The sequence below is a fragment of the Curtobacterium luteum genome (genome assembly GCF_001475545.1).
Taxonomy (GTDB): Bacteria; Actinomycetota; Actinomycetes; order Actinomycetales; family Microbacteriaceae; genus Curtobacterium; species Curtobacterium luteum_A.
This window is the reverse complement of sequence record NZ_LDQC01000116.1, coordinates 1-15796: the sequence shown is the minus strand read 5'-3', so window position 1 is coordinate 15796 and position 15796 is coordinate 1. Positions and strand designations below refer to the sequence as shown.

Sequence of the window (15796 nt, the reverse complement as noted above, 5' to 3'; positions counted from 1 at the left end):
CCTCCGGCCCGAACACCCCACCCCCCGATCGGTCGCCGAACTGGCGAACGGCTTCGGGCTGCGCGTCGTCGGCTCGCTCGACGGCGTCGAGACCACGGGTGTCACCCTGAGCGCTGCCGAGGTGCAGCCCGGTGACCTGTTCGTCGGTGTGCACGGCGCGAACCGCCACGGCGCCCAGTTCGCGACCGAGGCCGCCGAGCGCGGTGCAGTCGCGGTCCTGACCGACGCCGACGGTGTCGCACTCGCGGAGCCGTCCGGCCTGCCCGTGCTCGTCGTCGACGACCCGCGTGCAGCTCTCGGCGACGTCTCCGCGTGGGTGTACCGCACCCACCCGGACGAGGCCACCGACCTCCCGCAGCTCTTCGCGACGACCGGGACGAACGGCAAGACGAGCACCTCGTACATCCTCGAGGGCATCCTCAAGCAGCTCGGCCTCGTCGCCGGCCTGAGCTCCACGGCCGAGCGCCACATCGGGACGCTCAGCGTGACGAGCCGCCTGACCACGCCGGAGGCGAGCGAGATGCACGCGCTCCTCGCTCGCATGCGCGAGGCCGAGGTCCGTGCCGTGGCCGTCGAGGTCAGCGCGCAGGCCCTCAGCCGTCACCGCGTCGACGGGATCGTGTTCGACGTCGCCGGCTTCACCAACCTGTCGCACGACCACCTCGACGACTACGCCGACATGGAGGAGTACTACCAGGCGAAGCTGCCGCTCTTCCAGCCCGAGCACGCCCGCCGCGGTGTCGTCTCGCTCGACACCGACTGGGGACACCGTGTGGTGCAGGACTCCCGGATCCCGGTGACGACCATCACGGTGCACCCCGACGTCGAGGCGGAGTGGCACGTCGACATCGTCGAGGCACACGCGGCCTACACCGAGTTCCGGTTGACCGGGCCCGAGGGGCGTGCGCTGACGACGCGCGTGCCGCTCATCGGCTGGCACATGGCCGCGAACGCCGCGCTCGCGATCGTGATGCTCGTCGAGGGCGGGTTCGAGCTCGGCGCGATCGCGCAGGCGCTCGAGTCGAACCACCGTCGCTACCCCGACGAGGACGAGCGCGAGGCGCGCGGCGAGCGGACGAGCGCCATCGAGTGCTACCTCCCCGGCCGCACCGAGCGTGTGTCGGGAGAGCACGGCCCGAGCGTCTACGTCGACTTCGGGCACAGCCCCGACGCGTTCGAGAACACCCTCGCAGCCGTCCGTCAGTTCACGCCGGGTCGGGTCCTCATGCTGTTCGGCGCCGACGGCGACCGCGACACGACGAAGCGTGCCGACATGGCCCGTGTGGCCGCCGCCGGAAGCGACGTGCTCGTGATCACCGACCACCACCCACGCTTCGAGGACGCCGCGTCGATCCGGAAGACCCTGGTCGACGCCGCGCGCGAGGCGTACCCGGACCACGAGCTCTACGAGGTCAGCCCGCCCGAGGCCGCGATCCGCAAGGCCGTGAGCCTGCTCGGCGAGGGCGACTCGATCCTCTGGGCCGGCCCCGGCCACCAGGACTACCGCGACATCCAGGGCGTCCGCACGCCCTACTCGGCCCGCGACGAGGCCCGCCAGGCGCTCCGCGAAGCCGGCTGGGAACCGAACAGCGGCCCGGTGGAGGAGACCCGATGATCGCCATGACCCTCGCCGAGATCGCCGCCGCGGTCGACGGCGAGCTGATCGGTGGTGCCCAGGCATCGGACGTCGCGGACCCCCGCGACCTGGTCGTCGAGGGCTCGGTCGAGACCGACTCGCGCCTCGTCGGCCCCGGCAGCGTCTTCTTCGCCCTCCCCGGCGAGGTCACCGACGGCCGCCGCTTCGTGCCCGCCGCGACCGAGGCCGGTGCCGCGCTGATCGTCACGCCCGAGCGCGTCGAGACCACCGCGCCGCAGATCGTCGTCGCCGACGGGTACGCCGCGCTGGCCGCACTCGCCCACGAGGTCGTCGCGCGCGTGCGCGCATCGAGCGCCGACCGCGTCGACGCCGACGGCCGTCCTGCCCCGCTGCGCGTGGTGGGCATCACGGGTTCGAACGGCAAGACGAGCACGAAGAACATGCTCGCCACGATCCTGTCGACGCAGGGCGAGACGATCGCGCCGAAGGGCTCGTTCAACAACCACGTCGGCGCGCCGATCTCGATGCTGCGGATCACGCACGACACCCGCTTCCTCGTGGTCGAGATGGGCGCGAGCGGCAAGGGCCACATCGCCAAGCTCGTCTCGATCGCCGAGCCCGACGTCGGCGTCGTCCTCAAGGTGGGTCTCGCGCACGCCGGCGAGTTCGGCGGGATCGAGGCCACCCAGAAGGCCAAGTCCGAGATGGTCACCGACCTCCCGGAGACCGCCACGGCCCTCCTCAACGTCGACGACGACCGCGTGGCCGCCATGCGCGACCTGACGCGTGCCCGCGTCGTCGGCTTCGGCACGTCGGCCGACGCCGACTACCGGATCGCGGCGATCGAGACGGACCGGACCGGCACGCGCTTCACCCTGACCGGGCCCACCGGCGACCAGCCGGGAGGCGCGGATCGCCCCGCCGACACTGCCGACGTCCGCCTCGCGATCATCGGGGAACACCACGCGATGAACGCCAGCGCGGCGCTCACGGTGGCGAACCTGTGGGGCGTCCCCCTCGCCACCGGCGCCGAGGCGCTCGCGTCGATGACGCGGGCCGAGCGCTGGCGCATGGAGATCCTCCCGGGCGGTCCGGAGGGCGTGACCGTCATCAACGACGCGTACAACGCATCCCCGGACTCGACCGCAGCGGCGCTGCGGACCCTGGCGCAGATCGTGCGGCCGGGGGAGCGCGCGGTCGCCGTGCTCGGCGAGATGAGCGAGCTCGGCGAGTTCGCGACCGAGGAGCACGACCGGCTCGGCCGGCTCGTGGTCCGGCTCGGCATCGGGCAGCTCGTGGTCGTCGGCCGCGGCGCGAGGCCGATCCACCAGGCCGCCACCCTCGAGGGATCGTGGGACGGCGAGTCCGTGTTCACCGAGGACGTCGACGAGGCCGTCCGCACCCTGGAGACCATGCTGCGCCCCGGCGACGTGGTCCTCGTCAAGTCCTCGAACTCCGCCGGACTGCGCTTCCTCGGAGACCGACTCGGAGGAGTCACCGAATGATCGCGCTCCTGGTCGCCGGCGCCGTGTCGCTGGTGTTCACGCTGCTGCTCACGCCGCTCTTCATCAAGCTGTTCCACCGTCTCGGGTGGGGGCAGTTCATCCGCGACGACGGCCCGCAGTCCCACCACACCAAGCGCGGCACCGCGACGATGGGCGGCATCGTGCTCATCATCGGCTCGGTGCTCGGCTACTTCGTCGGGCACCTCGTCGGCCGTGACTCGGTGACCCTGTCCGGTCTGCTCGTGCTGTTCCTCATGGTCGGTCTCGGGTTCGTCGGTTTCGTCGACGACTTCCTCAAGGTGCGGCGACAGCGGAGCCTCGGGCTCGGCGGCTGGGCCAAGGTGCTCGGCCAGGTGATCGTCGGCGTCATCTTCGCCACGGTCGCCCTCGTCGTGCCCTCCGGCAACGGCAAGCCCCCGGCGTCGACGATGATCTCCGCGATCCGCGACATCCCGTGGCTCGACCTCATGGCGCTCGGCACGGTCGTCGGGACGATCCTGTTCCTGGCGTGGATCGTGCTGCTCACGGTGTCGACGTCGAACGGCGTCAACGTCGCGGACGGCCTCGACGGGCTCGCGACCGGGTCGAGCATCCTCGCGATCGGCTCGTACGTGATCATCGGGTTCTGGCAGTCGAACCAGCAGTGCGGCAGCCCCCGCCTCGACGAGACCACCGCGCACGCCTGCTACACGGTGTCGAACCCCCTCGACCTCGCCGTGGTCGCTGCCGCGGTCGTCGGCGGGCTGATCGGCTTCCTCTGGTACAACACGTCCCCGGCGCAGATCTTCCTCGGCGACACCGGTTCGCTCGGCCTCGGCGGCGCCCTCGCCGGGCTCGCGGTCCTCAGCCGGACGGAGCTGCTGCTCGTCCTCATCGGTGGCCTGTTCTTCATCGTCACCGGGTCGGTGATCCTGCAGCGGGCGTACTTCAAGATCACGCACGGCAAGCGCATCTTCCGGATGAGTCCGTTGCACCACCACTTCGAGCTCAAGGGCTGGGCCGAGGTGACGGTCGTCGTGCGGTTCTGGATCATCGCCGGGCTGTGCGTCGTCGGCGGTGTCGGCCTGTTCTACCTGGAGTGGATCACCCGTGTCGGCTGACGCTCAGGACGCCGCACCCGACCGGCTCGCCGGTCTCGACAGCTGGTACGCGGAGGGCTGGAAGGGGCTCCGGGTCGCCGTGCTCGGCCTCGGCTCGACGGGCTTCTCGGTCGCGGACACCCTCGTCGAGCTCGGCAGCGAGGTCACGGTGTACGCACCGGACGGTCCCGACGACACGATCGAGCTGCTCGACGTCATCGGGGCCCGGTTCGTGCGCACGCCGCTCGACGCCGTCCCCGACGCGCTGGTCGAGCAGGCACCGGACGTCGTCGTGGTGTCGCCCGGTCTGCCGCCGCACAACGCCTCGGTCCGCTGGTCGGTCGAGCACAGCGCGGTCTGGGGCGACATCGAGCTGGCCTGGCGCGTGCGCGACAAGGTCGTCCGCGGCCCGGTCGCGGCACCGTGGGTGACCATCACCGGCACGAACGGCAAGACCACCACCACCCAGCTGACCACCGCGATGTTCGAGGCCGCCGGGCTGCGAGCGGTGTCGTGCGGCAACATCGGCGTGCCGGTGCTCGACGTCGTGCGCGACCCGGACGGCTTCGACGTCCTCGTGGTCGAGCTGTCGAGCCACCAATTGCACTACATGGCCGAGAGCGGCGACGGCGCGGTCGTGCCGCTCGCGAGCGCCTGCCTGAACATCGCGGACGACCACCTCGAGTGGCACGGTTCGGGGGAGGCCTACCGCGCGGCGAAGGCGAAGGTCTACGAGCGCACCGTGATGGCGTGCGTCTACAACACGACCGACGCGGTCACCCGGACCATGGTGGAGGGCGCCGACGTCGTGGAAGGGTGCCGTGCCGTCGGCTTCACCCCCGGTGTCCCCGCGGTCGGTGACGTCGGCATCGTCGACGACGTCCTCTGCGACCGCGCGTTCGGGGAGGACCGCCGGTCGAGTGCCCTCGAGCTCGCGACCCTCGCGGACCTCGAGGAAGCCGGGCTCGCGAGTCCGCACATGACGATGAACGTCCTGGCCGCCGCCGCGCTCGCCCGTGCCGCCACCGTGCAGCCCGCCGCGATCCAGCAGGCAGTTCGGGGCTTCCGCGCCGACCACCACCGGACCGAGCTCGTCGCGTCCGCGGACGGCATCACCTGGGTCGACGACTCGAAGGCGACGAACCCGCACGCGGCGACCGCGTCCCTGGCCTCCTTCGACACGGTCGTGTGGATCGTCGGAGGACTGTTCAAGGGCGTCGACGTCGACGGGCTCGTGCAGCGGTTCGGCCCCGGCGTCCGTGGTGTCGTCGTCATCGGCACCGACCGTGCACCGGTGCTCGAGGCATTCGCGCGACACGCGCCGTCGGTCCCGGTCCTGCAGGTCGAGGCATCGGACACTGATCAGGTCATGCCCGAGGCGGTCCGGCATGCCGCATCGGTCGCGAGGCCGGGCGACACGGTCCTCCTCGCCCCGGCGGCGGCGTCGTTCGACCAGTTCGACTCGTACTCCGACCGGGGGCGTCGGTTCGCGGCGGCGGTCCACGAGCACCTGGGAGGAAACGGCGATGGCGGACCTTCCGGCGAACGGCCCTAGCGGCGCAGCGAGCGCGCGGGGCACGACGAGCGCGACCAGCGCGCGCGGCACGTCGAGCGGCGCCGCGGGCGCGCGCGGCACGTCGAGCACGGGATCGTCGCGGCGTCGCCCCGGCGGCGCGGTCGTCGCGGTGAAGAACGTGTTCGTCGCCGAGTCGGCGACGTTCTACACGATCCTCGGCGTCACGCTCTTCCTCGTCGTCTTCGGCGTCGTCATGGTGCTCTCGTCCTCCAGCGTCGAGCAGTACGCGGCGACGCACGACTTCTTCGGCGCAGCGTCCCGACAGGGCCTCTACGCCGTCCTCGGTGTGCCGCTCATGCTCGTCGCCAGCCGGGTGCCGGCCCGTTCCTGGCGCAAGTGGGCGATGGGGGTCCTCGGCGCCGCGCTCGTGCTGCAGTTGCTCGTCTACACACCGCTCGGCGTGGAGATCCAGGGCAACCGGAACTGGATCTCGATCGGGTCGTTCAGCGCGCAGCCCTCCGAGGCCGTCAAGCTCGGCCTCGCCCTCGCGGTCGGCGCGATCATGTACGTCAAGCGGGACAAGCTCGACAACTGGAAGGAGCTGTTCGTCCCGATCGGCATCGCCATCGTGCTGCCGCTCGGCCTCGTGCTCCTCGGCGGCGACCAGGGCACGGCGATGATCATGCTCATCCTGGTCCTCGGCGCGCTCTACGTCGGTGGGGCCCGGGCGAAGCACCTGCTCGTGGTCGTCGGCACGATCGCGGTCGTGCTGCCGTTCATCACCATGACCTCGGCGTCACGGTCCTACCGCATCAACGCCTGGCTCTCCGGCTGCACCGACTCGAACCAGTACCAGGACCTCTGCTGGCAGCCCGTCCACGGCATGTGGGCACTCGCGTCCGGCGGGGTCTTCGGGGTCGGGCTCGGCAACTCGAAGGCGAAGTGGTCCTGGCTGCCCGAGGCCGACAACGACTACATCTTCGCGATCATCGGCGAGGAGCTCGGACTCATCGGCGCCGTCGTCGTGCTCGCCCTCTTCGTGGTCCTCGCGATCAGCATGATCAAGGTCATCCGGCAGAGCCGCGACCCGTTCGTCAAGACGGTCACCGGCGGCATCCTCGCCTGGATCATCGGGCAGGCGCTCGTCAACATCGCGGTGGTCCTCGGACTCCTGCCGGTGCTCGGCGTCCCGTTGCCGCTCATCAGCGCCGGCGGATCGGCGCTCATCATGACCCTCGTCGGCATCGGCGTCGTGCTCTCGTTCGCGCGGGAGCTCCCGGGCAAGCGCTCCGACGACGCCGGCATCGACACCCGCACCACCCTGAACACCGGCGTCCGCGCCAGCACCACCCCGCGCGGTCCGCGCACGAACGGAGCCCAGCGGTGAGCCGCTTCCTCTTCGCCGGCGGCGGGACCGCCGGCCACGTGAACCCCCTGCTCGCGGTCGCCGACCGGCTGACCGAGCGCGACCCCGATGCCGAGGTCATCGTGCTCGGGACCGCCGAGGGCCTCGAGTCCCGGCTCGTCCCGATGCGCGGCTACGAACTCCTGACGATCCCGCGCCTCCCGTTCCCGCGGAAGCCGAACGCGGCCGCCCTGCGGTTCCCGGGCGCCTTCGCCCGTGCGGTCCGGCGTACCGAGCAGATCATCCGCGAGCACCGCATCGACGTCGTGCTCGGCGTCGGCGGCTACGCCGCGGCTCCGGCGTACATCGCCGCCCGGCGCACCGGCACGCCCATCGTCGTGCACGAGCAGAACGCCAAGCCCGGCCTCGCGAACCGCCTCGCCGCGTTCCTCACCGAGCACGTCGGCGTCACCTTCTCGAACACCCGGCTCCGGCACGGTCGTGTCGTCGGAATGCCGCTGCGTCGCGAGGTCGAGTCGCTCGACCGCCGTGCGAGCCGAGCGGAGGGGCTCGCGGAGTTCGGACTGGACGCCGACCGTCCCGTGCTGCTCGTGACCGGCGGGTCCTCGGGTGCCCGGAGCATCAACCGCACGGTGAACCGGAGCGCGGCCGCCATCGTCGGTGCCGGGTGGCAGGTCCTGCACGTCGTCGGGGCGAAGTCGGACATCGGCCCGAGCGATCTCGACGGCTACCACGTGCTGCCCTACTGCGACCGGATGGACCTCGCGTACGCCGCGAGTGACTTCGTGGTGTCGCGCTCCGGGGCCGGCATGGTGTGCGAGCTCACCGCCGTCGGGCTCCCGGCCGTGCTCGTGCCGTACCCGGTCGGCAACGGCGAGCAGCGGCACAACGCGAAGGACGTCGTCGACGCCGGGGGAGCGGTCCTCGTGGCCGACGAGGAATTCGACCAGGACTGGGTGACGTTCCAGCTCCTGACGCTCCTGCAGGACCGTGCGCGCATCGCGAGCATGGCGGTCCGCGCGGGCAGCGTCGGACACCGCGACGGCGCCGACCGGATGACCGACCTCGTCCTCGACGCCGCACGGAGCGCGACCCGCGCCGCAACCGGCAGCACCACGGAGGAACCATGACCATCAAGCCGGACCTGACCCAGCCGATCCCCGACGACCTCGGCGCCGTGCACTTCGTCGGCATCGGCGGCTCCGGGATGAGCGGCATCGCCCGGATGTTCCTCGCCGCTGGTCACCGCGTGAGCGGCAGCGACGCCCGCGAGACCGCGACCACGCAGACCATGCGCGAGCTCGGCGCCGACGTGCGCATCGGCCACGACGCGGCGAACGTCGGCGACGCGGACACGATCGTCGTCACGAGCGCGCTCTGGCCGGACAACCCCGAGCTGCTCGAGGCCCAGCGCCGCGGCATCCCGGTGCTGCACCGCTCCCAGGCCCTCGCGGCGCTCATCGCCGGGCAGCGCCTCGTCGCGGTCGCCGGTGCCCACGGCAAGACCACCTCGACCGGCATGATCGTGACCGCCCTCGTCGAGCTCGGCCTCGACCCGAGCTTCGTGAACGGCGGGGTCATCCAGTCCCTCGGCACGAGCTCGGCCCCCGGCTCGAGCGACCTCTTCGTCGTCGAGGCCGACGAGTCCGACGGCTCCTTCCTGCTCTACGACGTCGCCGTGGCGCTCGTCACGAACGTCGACGCCGACCACCTCGACCACTACGGCAGCGTCGAGGCGTTCACCGAGGCGTTCGTCGACTTCGCCGCGAAGGCCTCCGAGCGTCTGGTCATCTCGAGCGACGACGGCGAGGCGAAGCGCGTCACCGCGGGTGTGCGTGCCCGGCCCGACGCGCCGGAGATCGTCACGTTCGGCGAGGCGTCCGACGCCGACGTCCGCATCGAGCGCATCACCGAGTCGGCCGGCGTCGAGGTCGACTTCCGCGCCGCCGGCGAGTCGCACCACCTGACGCTCCGTGTCCCCGGTCGGCACAACGCCGTGAACGCCGTCGGGGCCTTCGCGGTGCTCACCGGCCTCGGCGTCGACCCCGCCGACGCGATCCGCGGGATCGAGGCGTTCGGCGGGACCCAGCGGCGCTTCGAGCTGCACGGTGTCGAGCGCGGGGTGTCGGTGTACGACGACTACGCGCACCACCCGACCGAGGTGGCGGCGGCACTCAAGGCCGCACGCAACGTCGTCGGCGACGGCCGGATCATCGCGATCCACCAGCCGCACCTCTACTCGCGCACCCGGCTCATGGCCGGGGACTTCGCGAAGGTCTACGAGGACCTCGCGGACCACACGGTCGTCCTCGACGTCTACGGCGCGCGCGAAGACCCGGAGCCCGGCGTCACGGGCGCGCTCGTGCAGGAGCGCTTCGTGGACCAGTCCCGGGTCGACTTCCTGCCCGACTGGGACGAGGCGTCGGCGCGTGCGGCCGCGGTCGCGCAGGAGGGCGACCTCATCATGACCCTCAGCTGCGGTGACGTGTACCGGATCATCCCGCAGGTGCTGACGGCGCTGCACGAGGGAGCGCAGTCCCGGTGAAGCGTCCCGAGGGGTTCGACGAGCGTCCGGAGCCGACCGCTCCGGACGAGGGCGCCCCGGCGCCCCGGCAGCGTCGTGCCCCCCGGCTGCCGCGTCGGCCGGTCGCGTCCACACCGGACGACGGCCTGGAGGCGCGCGTCGACCCCGCCCTGCCGGTCGCGGATCCCGAGACGGTCGAGTCGGAGGACGAGGCAGTGCCCTCCTCGCGCGACCGCGCGTCCGCCCTCGCCGGCGCTGCCGGCCGTCGCCTCGGCGCCGGCCTGTCATCGGTCGCCGGGCGACTCCGGGAGTACGCCCCGGACGAGGAACACCCCTCCGACTACCGACGCTCATCGCACCCCCGCGCGGACGCCGTCGACGGCGCCGCGGACGGGGCCGTGCACGGTGGCGCTCGGGTCACGGACGTGCTGGAGACGCCGATCGGGACGAGGGTCCGCGCCGCCGAGACCGCACGGGAGGCCCGGATCGCCAAGCGTCGCCGTCGCCTCCTCGAACGCGCCGAGGTCCGCCGTTTCACCCGTCGCAGCCGCCACCGCCGTGCCGCGTGGATCACGGCGGCCGGGATCGTCGTCGTCCTCGGAGCGTCGATCCTCGTCGCGGTCTACTCGCCGCTCATGGCGCTGCAGACGATCGAGGTCAAGGGCACGAACCGGGTGGACGACGCGGCGCTCCGGCGGGCGTTGTCCGGGCAGATCGGCACGCCCCTCGCGCGGCTCGACTTCGACGAGGTCAAGCGTGACATCGCGCAGTTCCCGCTCATCGAGAGCTACGTCACCGAGGAGGCGCCGCCGCACACCCTCGTCGTGACCGTCACCGAGCGCACGCCCGTCGTCGCGGTGAAGTCCGGCCGCACGTTCGACCTCGTCGACCCGGCCGGCATCGTCGTGCAGTCGGCGAAGGACCGTCCGGCGTCGATGCCGCTCGCCGACATCGGGAGCGCGAAGCTCGGGTCACCGGTGTTCCGCACCATGTCCGAGGTCGTCCTGGCGCTGCCGTCGTCGGTGCGCTCGCAGACGAAGGCCGTCAAGGCCTCCACCGCGGACGACGTCACGCTGACGCTCACGGACGGCTCGAAGGTCGTCTGGGGCAGCCCCGACTCGTCGGACGCGAAGGCCCGGCTCCTGGCCGCGCTCGTCAAGGACCACGAGGCCCGGGATCCGGGGTCGGTCGTCGAGTACGACGTCAGCGCGCCCGACAACGGCGTCATCCGCTCGGCGAAGTAGTCCGGGGGAGTCGTCGACGCTTCCCCGGGCACGGGAGTCGGGCGGAATCGGGCGACACGCGGCGTGGCGGCTGTGCCTCGTCGGGAGGGCACCCGTAGCGTCGACGCAAGCACCACACCTAGCAGCAAAAACCCTGACTTTCAAGTAGAGGTTGAGGGTTCAACCGGAGGCCGGACTGACGTGACCACGAACCACAACTACCTCGCCGTCATCAAGGTCGTCGGTGTCGGCGGCGGCGGCGTCAACGCCGTGAACCGCATGATCGAGCTCGGCCTCCGCGGCGTGGAGTTCATCGCGATCAACACCGACGCGCAGGCCCTGCTGCTCAGCGACGCCGACGTCAAGCTCGACGTCGGCCGCGAGATCACCCGCGGGCTCGGTGCCGGCGCGGACCCCGAGGTCGGCCGTCGTGCCGCCGAGGACCACGCCGAGGAGATCGAGGAGGCCCTCGCGGGTGCCGACATGGTCTTCGTCACCGCGGGCGAGGGCGGCGGGACCGGTACGGGTGGTGCTCCCGTGGTGGCCCGCATCGCGAAGTCGATCGGTGCGCTGACCATCGGTGTCGTCACGAAGCCGTTCAGCTTCGAGGGCAAGCGTCGGCAGTCCCAGGCCGAGAACGGCGTCGCGTCGCTCAAGGACGAGGTCGACACGCTCATCGTCGTGCCGAACGACCGCCTGCTCGAGATCTCCGACCGCGGCATCTCGATGGTCGAGGCCTTCGCGACCGCCGACCAGGTGCTCCTCGCCGGTGTCCAGGGCATCACCGACCTGATCACGACCCCGGGCCTCATCAACCTCGACTTCGCCGACGTCAAGTCGGTCATGCAGGGTGCCGGTTCGGCGCTCATGGGCATCGGTTCCTCGCGGGGAGCCGACCGGGCGATCAAGGCGGCCGAGCTCGCCGTCGCCAGCCCGCTGCTCGAGGCCTCGATCGACGGAGCGCACGGCGTGCTGCTCTCGATCCAGGGTGGTTCGAACCTCGGCATCTTCGAGATCAACGACGCCGCCCGCCTGGTGCAGGAGGCCGTGCACCCCGAGGCGAACATCATCTTCGGTGCGGTCATCGACGACACCCTCGGCGACGAGGTCCGCGTGACCGTCATCGCCGCGGGCTTCGACGGCGGCGAGCCGACCGCGCAGCAGAAGGAACGCCGCTCGAGCTGGGTCGAGGCGGACGGCGGCGCGTCCGCCGGCGCGGTGGCCGGTGCCGCCGGTGCGACCGGAGCCATCGAGGACTCCTCGTCCTCGTGGGCGTCGCAGGAGCACGAGGCGCCGGCGCAGCGCGCCGCCGACCCGGCCTTCGACGACGACGACGACGAGCTCGACGTCCCCGACTTCCTGAAGTAACCACGCCCGTGGGAGTGGAACCGCGCCTCCAGACCGCGTCATCAGACGACGGCCTGGAGGCGCGTCTCGCGTCCGTCAGGAGCGGCATCGCCGACGCCGCCCGGGTCGCGGGGCGCAGCCCCGACGAGCTGACGCTCGTCGTCGTGACGAAGTACCACCCGGCGTCGCTCGTCCGTGAGCTCGCAGCGCTCGGCGTCACCGACGCGGGGGAGAACCGCCACCAGGAGGCGCAGGCGAAGGCCGCGGAGCTCGCCGACCTGCCGCTCACCTGGCACTTCGTCGGGCAGCTGCAGTCGAAGAAGGCACGGCAGGTGCGTCGGTACGCGCACGTCGTGCAGTCGCTCGACCGCGACTCGGTGGTGGACGCCTTCGCCCCGACGGAGGCCGAGCCGGGGCCGCCCGTGATCGACGGGTTCGTGCAGGTCAACCTCACGGACGACCCCGAGCGTGGAGGCGTCCGACCCGACGCCGTCGAGGCCATGGTCGAGCGCGTGCTCGGCACGGGGACGATCCGGCTGCGGGGCGTGATGGCTGTCGCGCCGCTCGACGAGGAACCCCGCGCGGCGTTCGCCCGGCTCCGTGGGATCTCCGAGCGTGTGGTGTCGCTGGCGCCCGGTGCGACGGACATCAGCGCGGGCATGAGCGGCGACTTCGCCGAGGCGATCGCCGAGGGCGCGACACACCTCCGGATCGGGACCGCAATCACGGGGAAACGCCCGGACGCACCGTAGCCTCGACAGCAGGGCAACCACGAGCACGAACCCGGGAGGAACCATGGCTGGTCCGCTGAAGAAGACGATGGTCTACCTCGGCCTCGCCGACGAGGAACTCGAGTACGAGGACGAGCCGCAGGCCGCCCCGGCCCGTGCCCAGGCCGCCCCGGCCGCGGCTCCGGCTCCGGCTGCCCAGGAGACCCCGGCGGCGGCTGCACCCGCACCGACCCCGGCCCCCGAGCCCAAGGCGCACACCGCGCAGCGCGGTGCCCAGGTCACCCCGCTCCGCCGCTCGCACACGACCGCACAGAAGGCGACCCCGGTCCAGGAAATGAACGAGATCCTCACCGTCCACCCCCGTGAGTACAAGGACGCGCAGTCCATCGCCGAGAGCTTCCGCGACGGCATCCCCGTGATCATCAACCTCACGCAGATGACCGAAGCGGACGCTCGGCGCATGATCGACTTCGCCTCGGGGCTGTCGCTCGGCCTGTACGGCAAGATCGAGCGCGTCACGAACAAGGTCTTCCTGCTCTCCCCGGCCCACGTCGCAGTGAGCGGTGAGGCACCTGAGGTAGAGTCCGACATCGAGGCGAACTTCTTCGCCCAGTCCTGAGCCGGACCCGGCGCGCGCTCACCGCCTGCGCCGTACCGGCCGGCCCACCCGCCCGTGGCCGTCTGTCCGTGACCGACCGGTCCGGGAGCAGCCACCCGAGACGAGCGAGCCCCACCGTGACCGCGATCCTCCTGGTCCTGTACTACGCACTCCTGCTGTACATCATCGTGCTCTGGGGCCGGTTCGCCCTGGACCTCGTGCAGACCTTCAACCGGCAGTGGCGTCCGCGGGGCGGGATGCTCGTCGTCGCGGACGTGGTCTACACGATCACCGACCCGCCGATCCGCTTCGTGCGCCGGCTCCTCCCGCCGATGCGGATGGGACCGGTGGCGCTCGACTTCGGCTGGACGATCGTGCTGCTCGTCGCGATCATCGTCCGGTTCATCGTCGGGCTGCTCATCTCGGCCTCGGCCTGATCCCCGCCCGACGCACTGATCGGCGGGCCGCGCAGCGAGTGGCCACTCGACGCACGGATCGACACCCCCGACACGCGCCACGCCAGCCGCGGTGACGACTCCCCATCCCCGTCGGTGTACGGTGGTCGGGATCGATGCCCGCCCCGGCGCGGCATCCGCACCACACGGTACGACTGGTAGATTCGGTCGCACCGGTAGTGGTTCCACACGTTCAGCAGTTCTATTGAGGTGACGGCAATGGCTTTGACGCCGGAAGACGTAGTCAACAAGCGGTTCCAGCCGACGAAGTTCCGCGAGGGCTACGACCAGGACGAGGTCGACGACTTCCTCGACGAGGTCGTGGTCGAGCTCCGCCGCCTGACCGCGGAGAACGACGAGCTGCGTCAGCGCCTGCAGGCAGCCGAGTCGGCACCGAAGCCGGCCGCGACCGAGCAGGCCGACGAGCAGCCCGCTCCGACCCCCGAGCCCGAGCCGGCCCCCGTCGCCGCCGCTCCGGAGCCCGCGCCGGTCGCCGCTGCCGCTCCCGCCACCACGGTCTCGCCGGACGAGGACACCGAGGGCACCACGAACCTCCTCACGCTCGCCCGTCGTCTGCACGAGGAGCACGTCCGCGAGGGCATCGAGAAGCGTGACGCGCTCATCGCCGAGGGCACCGCTCAGGCCGCTCGCCTCGTCTCCGACGCCGAGGCCAAGCAGCGCCAGATCATCGCCGACACCGAGAACACCAACCGTCAGCGTGTCGCGGTGCTCGAGCAGGAGCAGCGCCAGCTCGAGGGCAAGATCGACGAGCTCCGCACGTTCGAGCGCGACTACCGCGCCCAGCTGAAGAGCTACATCCAGGGGCAGCTCAACGAGCTCGACACCTCTGGCGGCACCGAGCAGTCCGGGTTCGCCCCGGCCTCTGCCTCGGGCGTCGGCAACTGACGTTGTCACGACCAGCACCACGAGCGAAGGTCAGTGTCCGCGCGATCGCGGCACTGGCCTTCGCCGCTGTCGTCGTCGTGGCGCTCGACCAGGTCGTCAAGGCGCTCGTCGTCGCGAACCTCCCGTACGGCCGGCCCGTGGCGGTGCTCGGCAACGCGCTGCAGTTCTTCTACGTCCGGAACCCCGGCGCCGCGTTCTCCTTCGCGGTGAACATGACGTGGGTGTTCTCGATCGTCTCCGCGGCCGTCGTCGTCGCGATCATCGTGTTCGCCCGTCGGATCCGCTCGATGTGGTGGGCGATCGTCCTCGGCATGCTGCTCGGTGGGGCGCTCGGCAACCTGCTCGACCGGCTCTTCCGTGAGCCCGGGTTCGGCCGCGGGCACGTGGTCGACTTCATCTCGACGCCGTGGATGATGCCCGCGATCTACAACATCGCCGACTCGTTCATCTGCGTGAGCATGGTCATCTTCGTGCTCCTCGTCATCCTCGGGGTGAACCTCGACGGGACGCGCGCCGTGAGCGAGAAGCAGCGTCGCCAGCAGGACGCCGCGCACGCGACCGCCGAGGCGGAGGCGAGCAGTGCCTCCCGGCCGCTCGTCGAGGACCCGCGTGCGCCGCGCGACGGCCGCGATCCGCTCGGCCACGACGCCACGTGAGGCTCCGCACGTGACCGAATCCCGATCGCTCCCCGTCCCGGACGGGCTCGCCGGTGAGCGCGTCGACGCCGCCATCGCGAAGCTGCTCGGCTTCAGCCGGTCGTTCGCGGCGGAGGTCGTCGCCGCCGGCGGTGTGACCGTCGACGGCGTCACCGTGGACAAGTCCGACCGGCTGCACGCCGACGCGTGGCTGCAGGTCGAGTGGACGCCGAAGGAAGCGCCGCGGATCGTCCCGGTCGAGGTGCCCGGCATGACGATCGTGCACGACGACGAGGACATCGTCGTCGTGGACA

15 protein-coding genes are annotated in these 15796 nt (G+C 71.5%); all 15 read left to right on the top strand.

What is annotated here, in order from left to right; genetic code table 11:
* Window positions 1–1615, top strand: a 1615-nt coding sequence (locus tag NS184_RS16060) for a Mur ligase family protein (protein WP_058727097.1), incomplete at its 5' end; no start/stop codon positions are given.
* Window positions 1612–3102, top strand: coding sequence for a UDP-N-acetylmuramoyl-tripeptide--D-alanyl-D-alanine ligase (locus NS184_RS16055; RefSeq protein WP_058727096.1), 1491 nt, complete (start codon window positions 1612–1614; stop codon window positions 3100–3102). The genes NS184_RS16060 and NS184_RS16055, both read left to right, overlap by 4 nt.
* Window positions 3099–4202, top strand: coding sequence for a phospho-N-acetylmuramoyl-pentapeptide-transferase (gene mraY / locus NS184_RS16050; protein WP_058727095.1), 1104 nt, complete (start codon window positions 3099–3101; stop codon window positions 4200–4202). The genes NS184_RS16055 and mraY overlap by 4 nt, the downstream gene beginning before the upstream one ends.
* Complete coding sequence (murD, locus tag NS184_RS16045) at window positions 4192–5736, top strand: UDP-N-acetylmuramoyl-L-alanine--D-glutamate ligase (protein ID WP_058727094.1); 1545 nt, start codon at window positions 4192–4194, stop codon at window positions 5734–5736. The genes mraY and murD overlap by 11 nt, the downstream gene beginning before the upstream one ends.
* On the top strand, window positions 5708–7084 hold the full coding sequence (gene ftsW, locus NS184_RS16040) for a putative lipid II flippase FtsW (protein ID WP_083513775.1): 1377 nt from the start codon (window positions 5708–5710) through the stop codon (window positions 7082–7084). The genes murD and ftsW overlap by 29 nt, the downstream gene beginning before the upstream one ends.
* Window positions 7081–8193, top strand: a complete 1113-nt coding sequence (murG, locus tag NS184_RS16035; protein WP_058727093.1) for an undecaprenyldiphospho-muramoylpentapeptide beta-N-acetylglucosaminyltransferase — start codon at window positions 7081–7083, stop codon at window positions 8191–8193. Before ftsW ends, murG begins: the two co-directional genes overlap by 4 nt.
* The gene (gene murC, locus NS184_RS16030) at window positions 8190–9608 is read left to right on the top strand and encodes a UDP-N-acetylmuramate--L-alanine ligase (RefSeq protein WP_058727092.1); all 1419 of its coding nucleotides are present in this window, start codon (window positions 8190–8192) and stop codon (window positions 9606–9608) included. Before murG ends, murC begins: the two co-directional genes overlap by 4 nt.
* On the top strand, window positions 9605–10831 hold the full coding sequence (locus NS184_RS18005; protein ID WP_058727091.1) for an FtsQ-type POTRA domain-containing protein: 1227 nt from the start codon (window positions 9605–9607) through the stop codon (window positions 10829–10831). Before murC ends, NS184_RS18005 begins: the two co-directional genes overlap by 4 nt.
* Before the next feature lie 180 nt (window positions 10832–11011).
* The gene (gene ftsZ, locus NS184_RS16020; RefSeq protein WP_058727090.1) at window positions 11012–12178 is read left to right on the top strand and encodes a cell division protein FtsZ; all 1167 of its coding nucleotides are present in this window, start codon (window positions 11012–11014) and stop codon (window positions 12176–12178) included.
* A gap of 8 nt (window positions 12179–12186) precedes the next feature.
* Window positions 12187–12909, top strand: coding sequence for a YggS family pyridoxal phosphate-dependent enzyme (locus tag NS184_RS16015; protein WP_152998272.1), 723 nt, complete (start codon window positions 12187–12189; stop codon window positions 12907–12909).
* 43 nt (window positions 12910–12952) lie between these two features.
* Window positions 12953–13507: a cell division protein SepF gene (locus NS184_RS16010; RefSeq protein ID WP_058727088.1), complete on the top strand. Its 555-nt coding sequence runs from the start codon at window positions 12953–12955 to the stop codon at window positions 13505–13507.
* A 116-nt stretch (window positions 13508–13623) separates the two neighbouring features.
* On the top strand, window positions 13624–13923 hold the full coding sequence (locus tag NS184_RS16005; RefSeq protein WP_058727087.1) for a YggT family protein: 300 nt from the start codon (window positions 13624–13626) through the stop codon (window positions 13921–13923).
* Between the two features lie 237 nt (window positions 13924–14160).
* Window positions 14161–14847: a DivIVA domain-containing protein gene (locus tag NS184_RS16000; RefSeq protein WP_058727086.1), complete on the top strand. Its 687-nt coding sequence runs from the start codon at window positions 14161–14163 to the stop codon at window positions 14845–14847.
* 2 nt (window positions 14848–14849) lie between these two features.
* Complete coding sequence (gene lspA, locus NS184_RS15995; protein ID WP_193750513.1) at window positions 14850–15503, top strand: signal peptidase II; 654 nt, start codon at window positions 14850–14852, stop codon at window positions 15501–15503.
* Between the two features lie 10 nt (window positions 15504–15513).
* On the top strand, window positions 15514–15796 hold a 283-nt coding region (locus tag NS184_RS15990; RefSeq protein WP_275935039.1), incomplete at its 3' end, for a S4 domain-containing protein.

What these genes read in the sequence shown, in the direction of transcription:
- NS184_RS16055 (WP_058727096.1), top strand. Translation starts at nt 1,612, where the DNA reads ATGATCGCCATGACCCTCGCCGAGATCGCCGCCGCGGTCGACGGCGAG.
- mraY (WP_058727095.1), top strand. Translation starts at nt 3,099, where the DNA reads ATGATCGCGCTCCTGGTCGCCGGCGCCGTGTCGCTGGTGTTCACGCTG.
- ftsW (WP_083513775.1), top strand. Translation starts at nt 5,708, where the DNA reads ATGGCGGACCTTCCGGCGAACGGCCCTAGCGGCGCAGCGAGCGCGCGG.
- murC (WP_058727092.1), top strand. Translation starts at nt 8,190, where the DNA reads ATGACCATCAAGCCGGACCTGACCCAGCCGATCCCCGACGACCTCGGC.
- NS184_RS16010 (WP_058727088.1), top strand. Translation starts at nt 12,953, where the DNA reads ATGGCTGGTCCGCTGAAGAAGACGATGGTCTACCTCGGCCTCGCCGAC.
- NS184_RS16000 (WP_058727086.1), top strand. Translation starts at nt 14,161, where the DNA reads ATGGCTTTGACGCCGGAAGACGTAGTCAACAAGCGGTTCCAGCCGACG.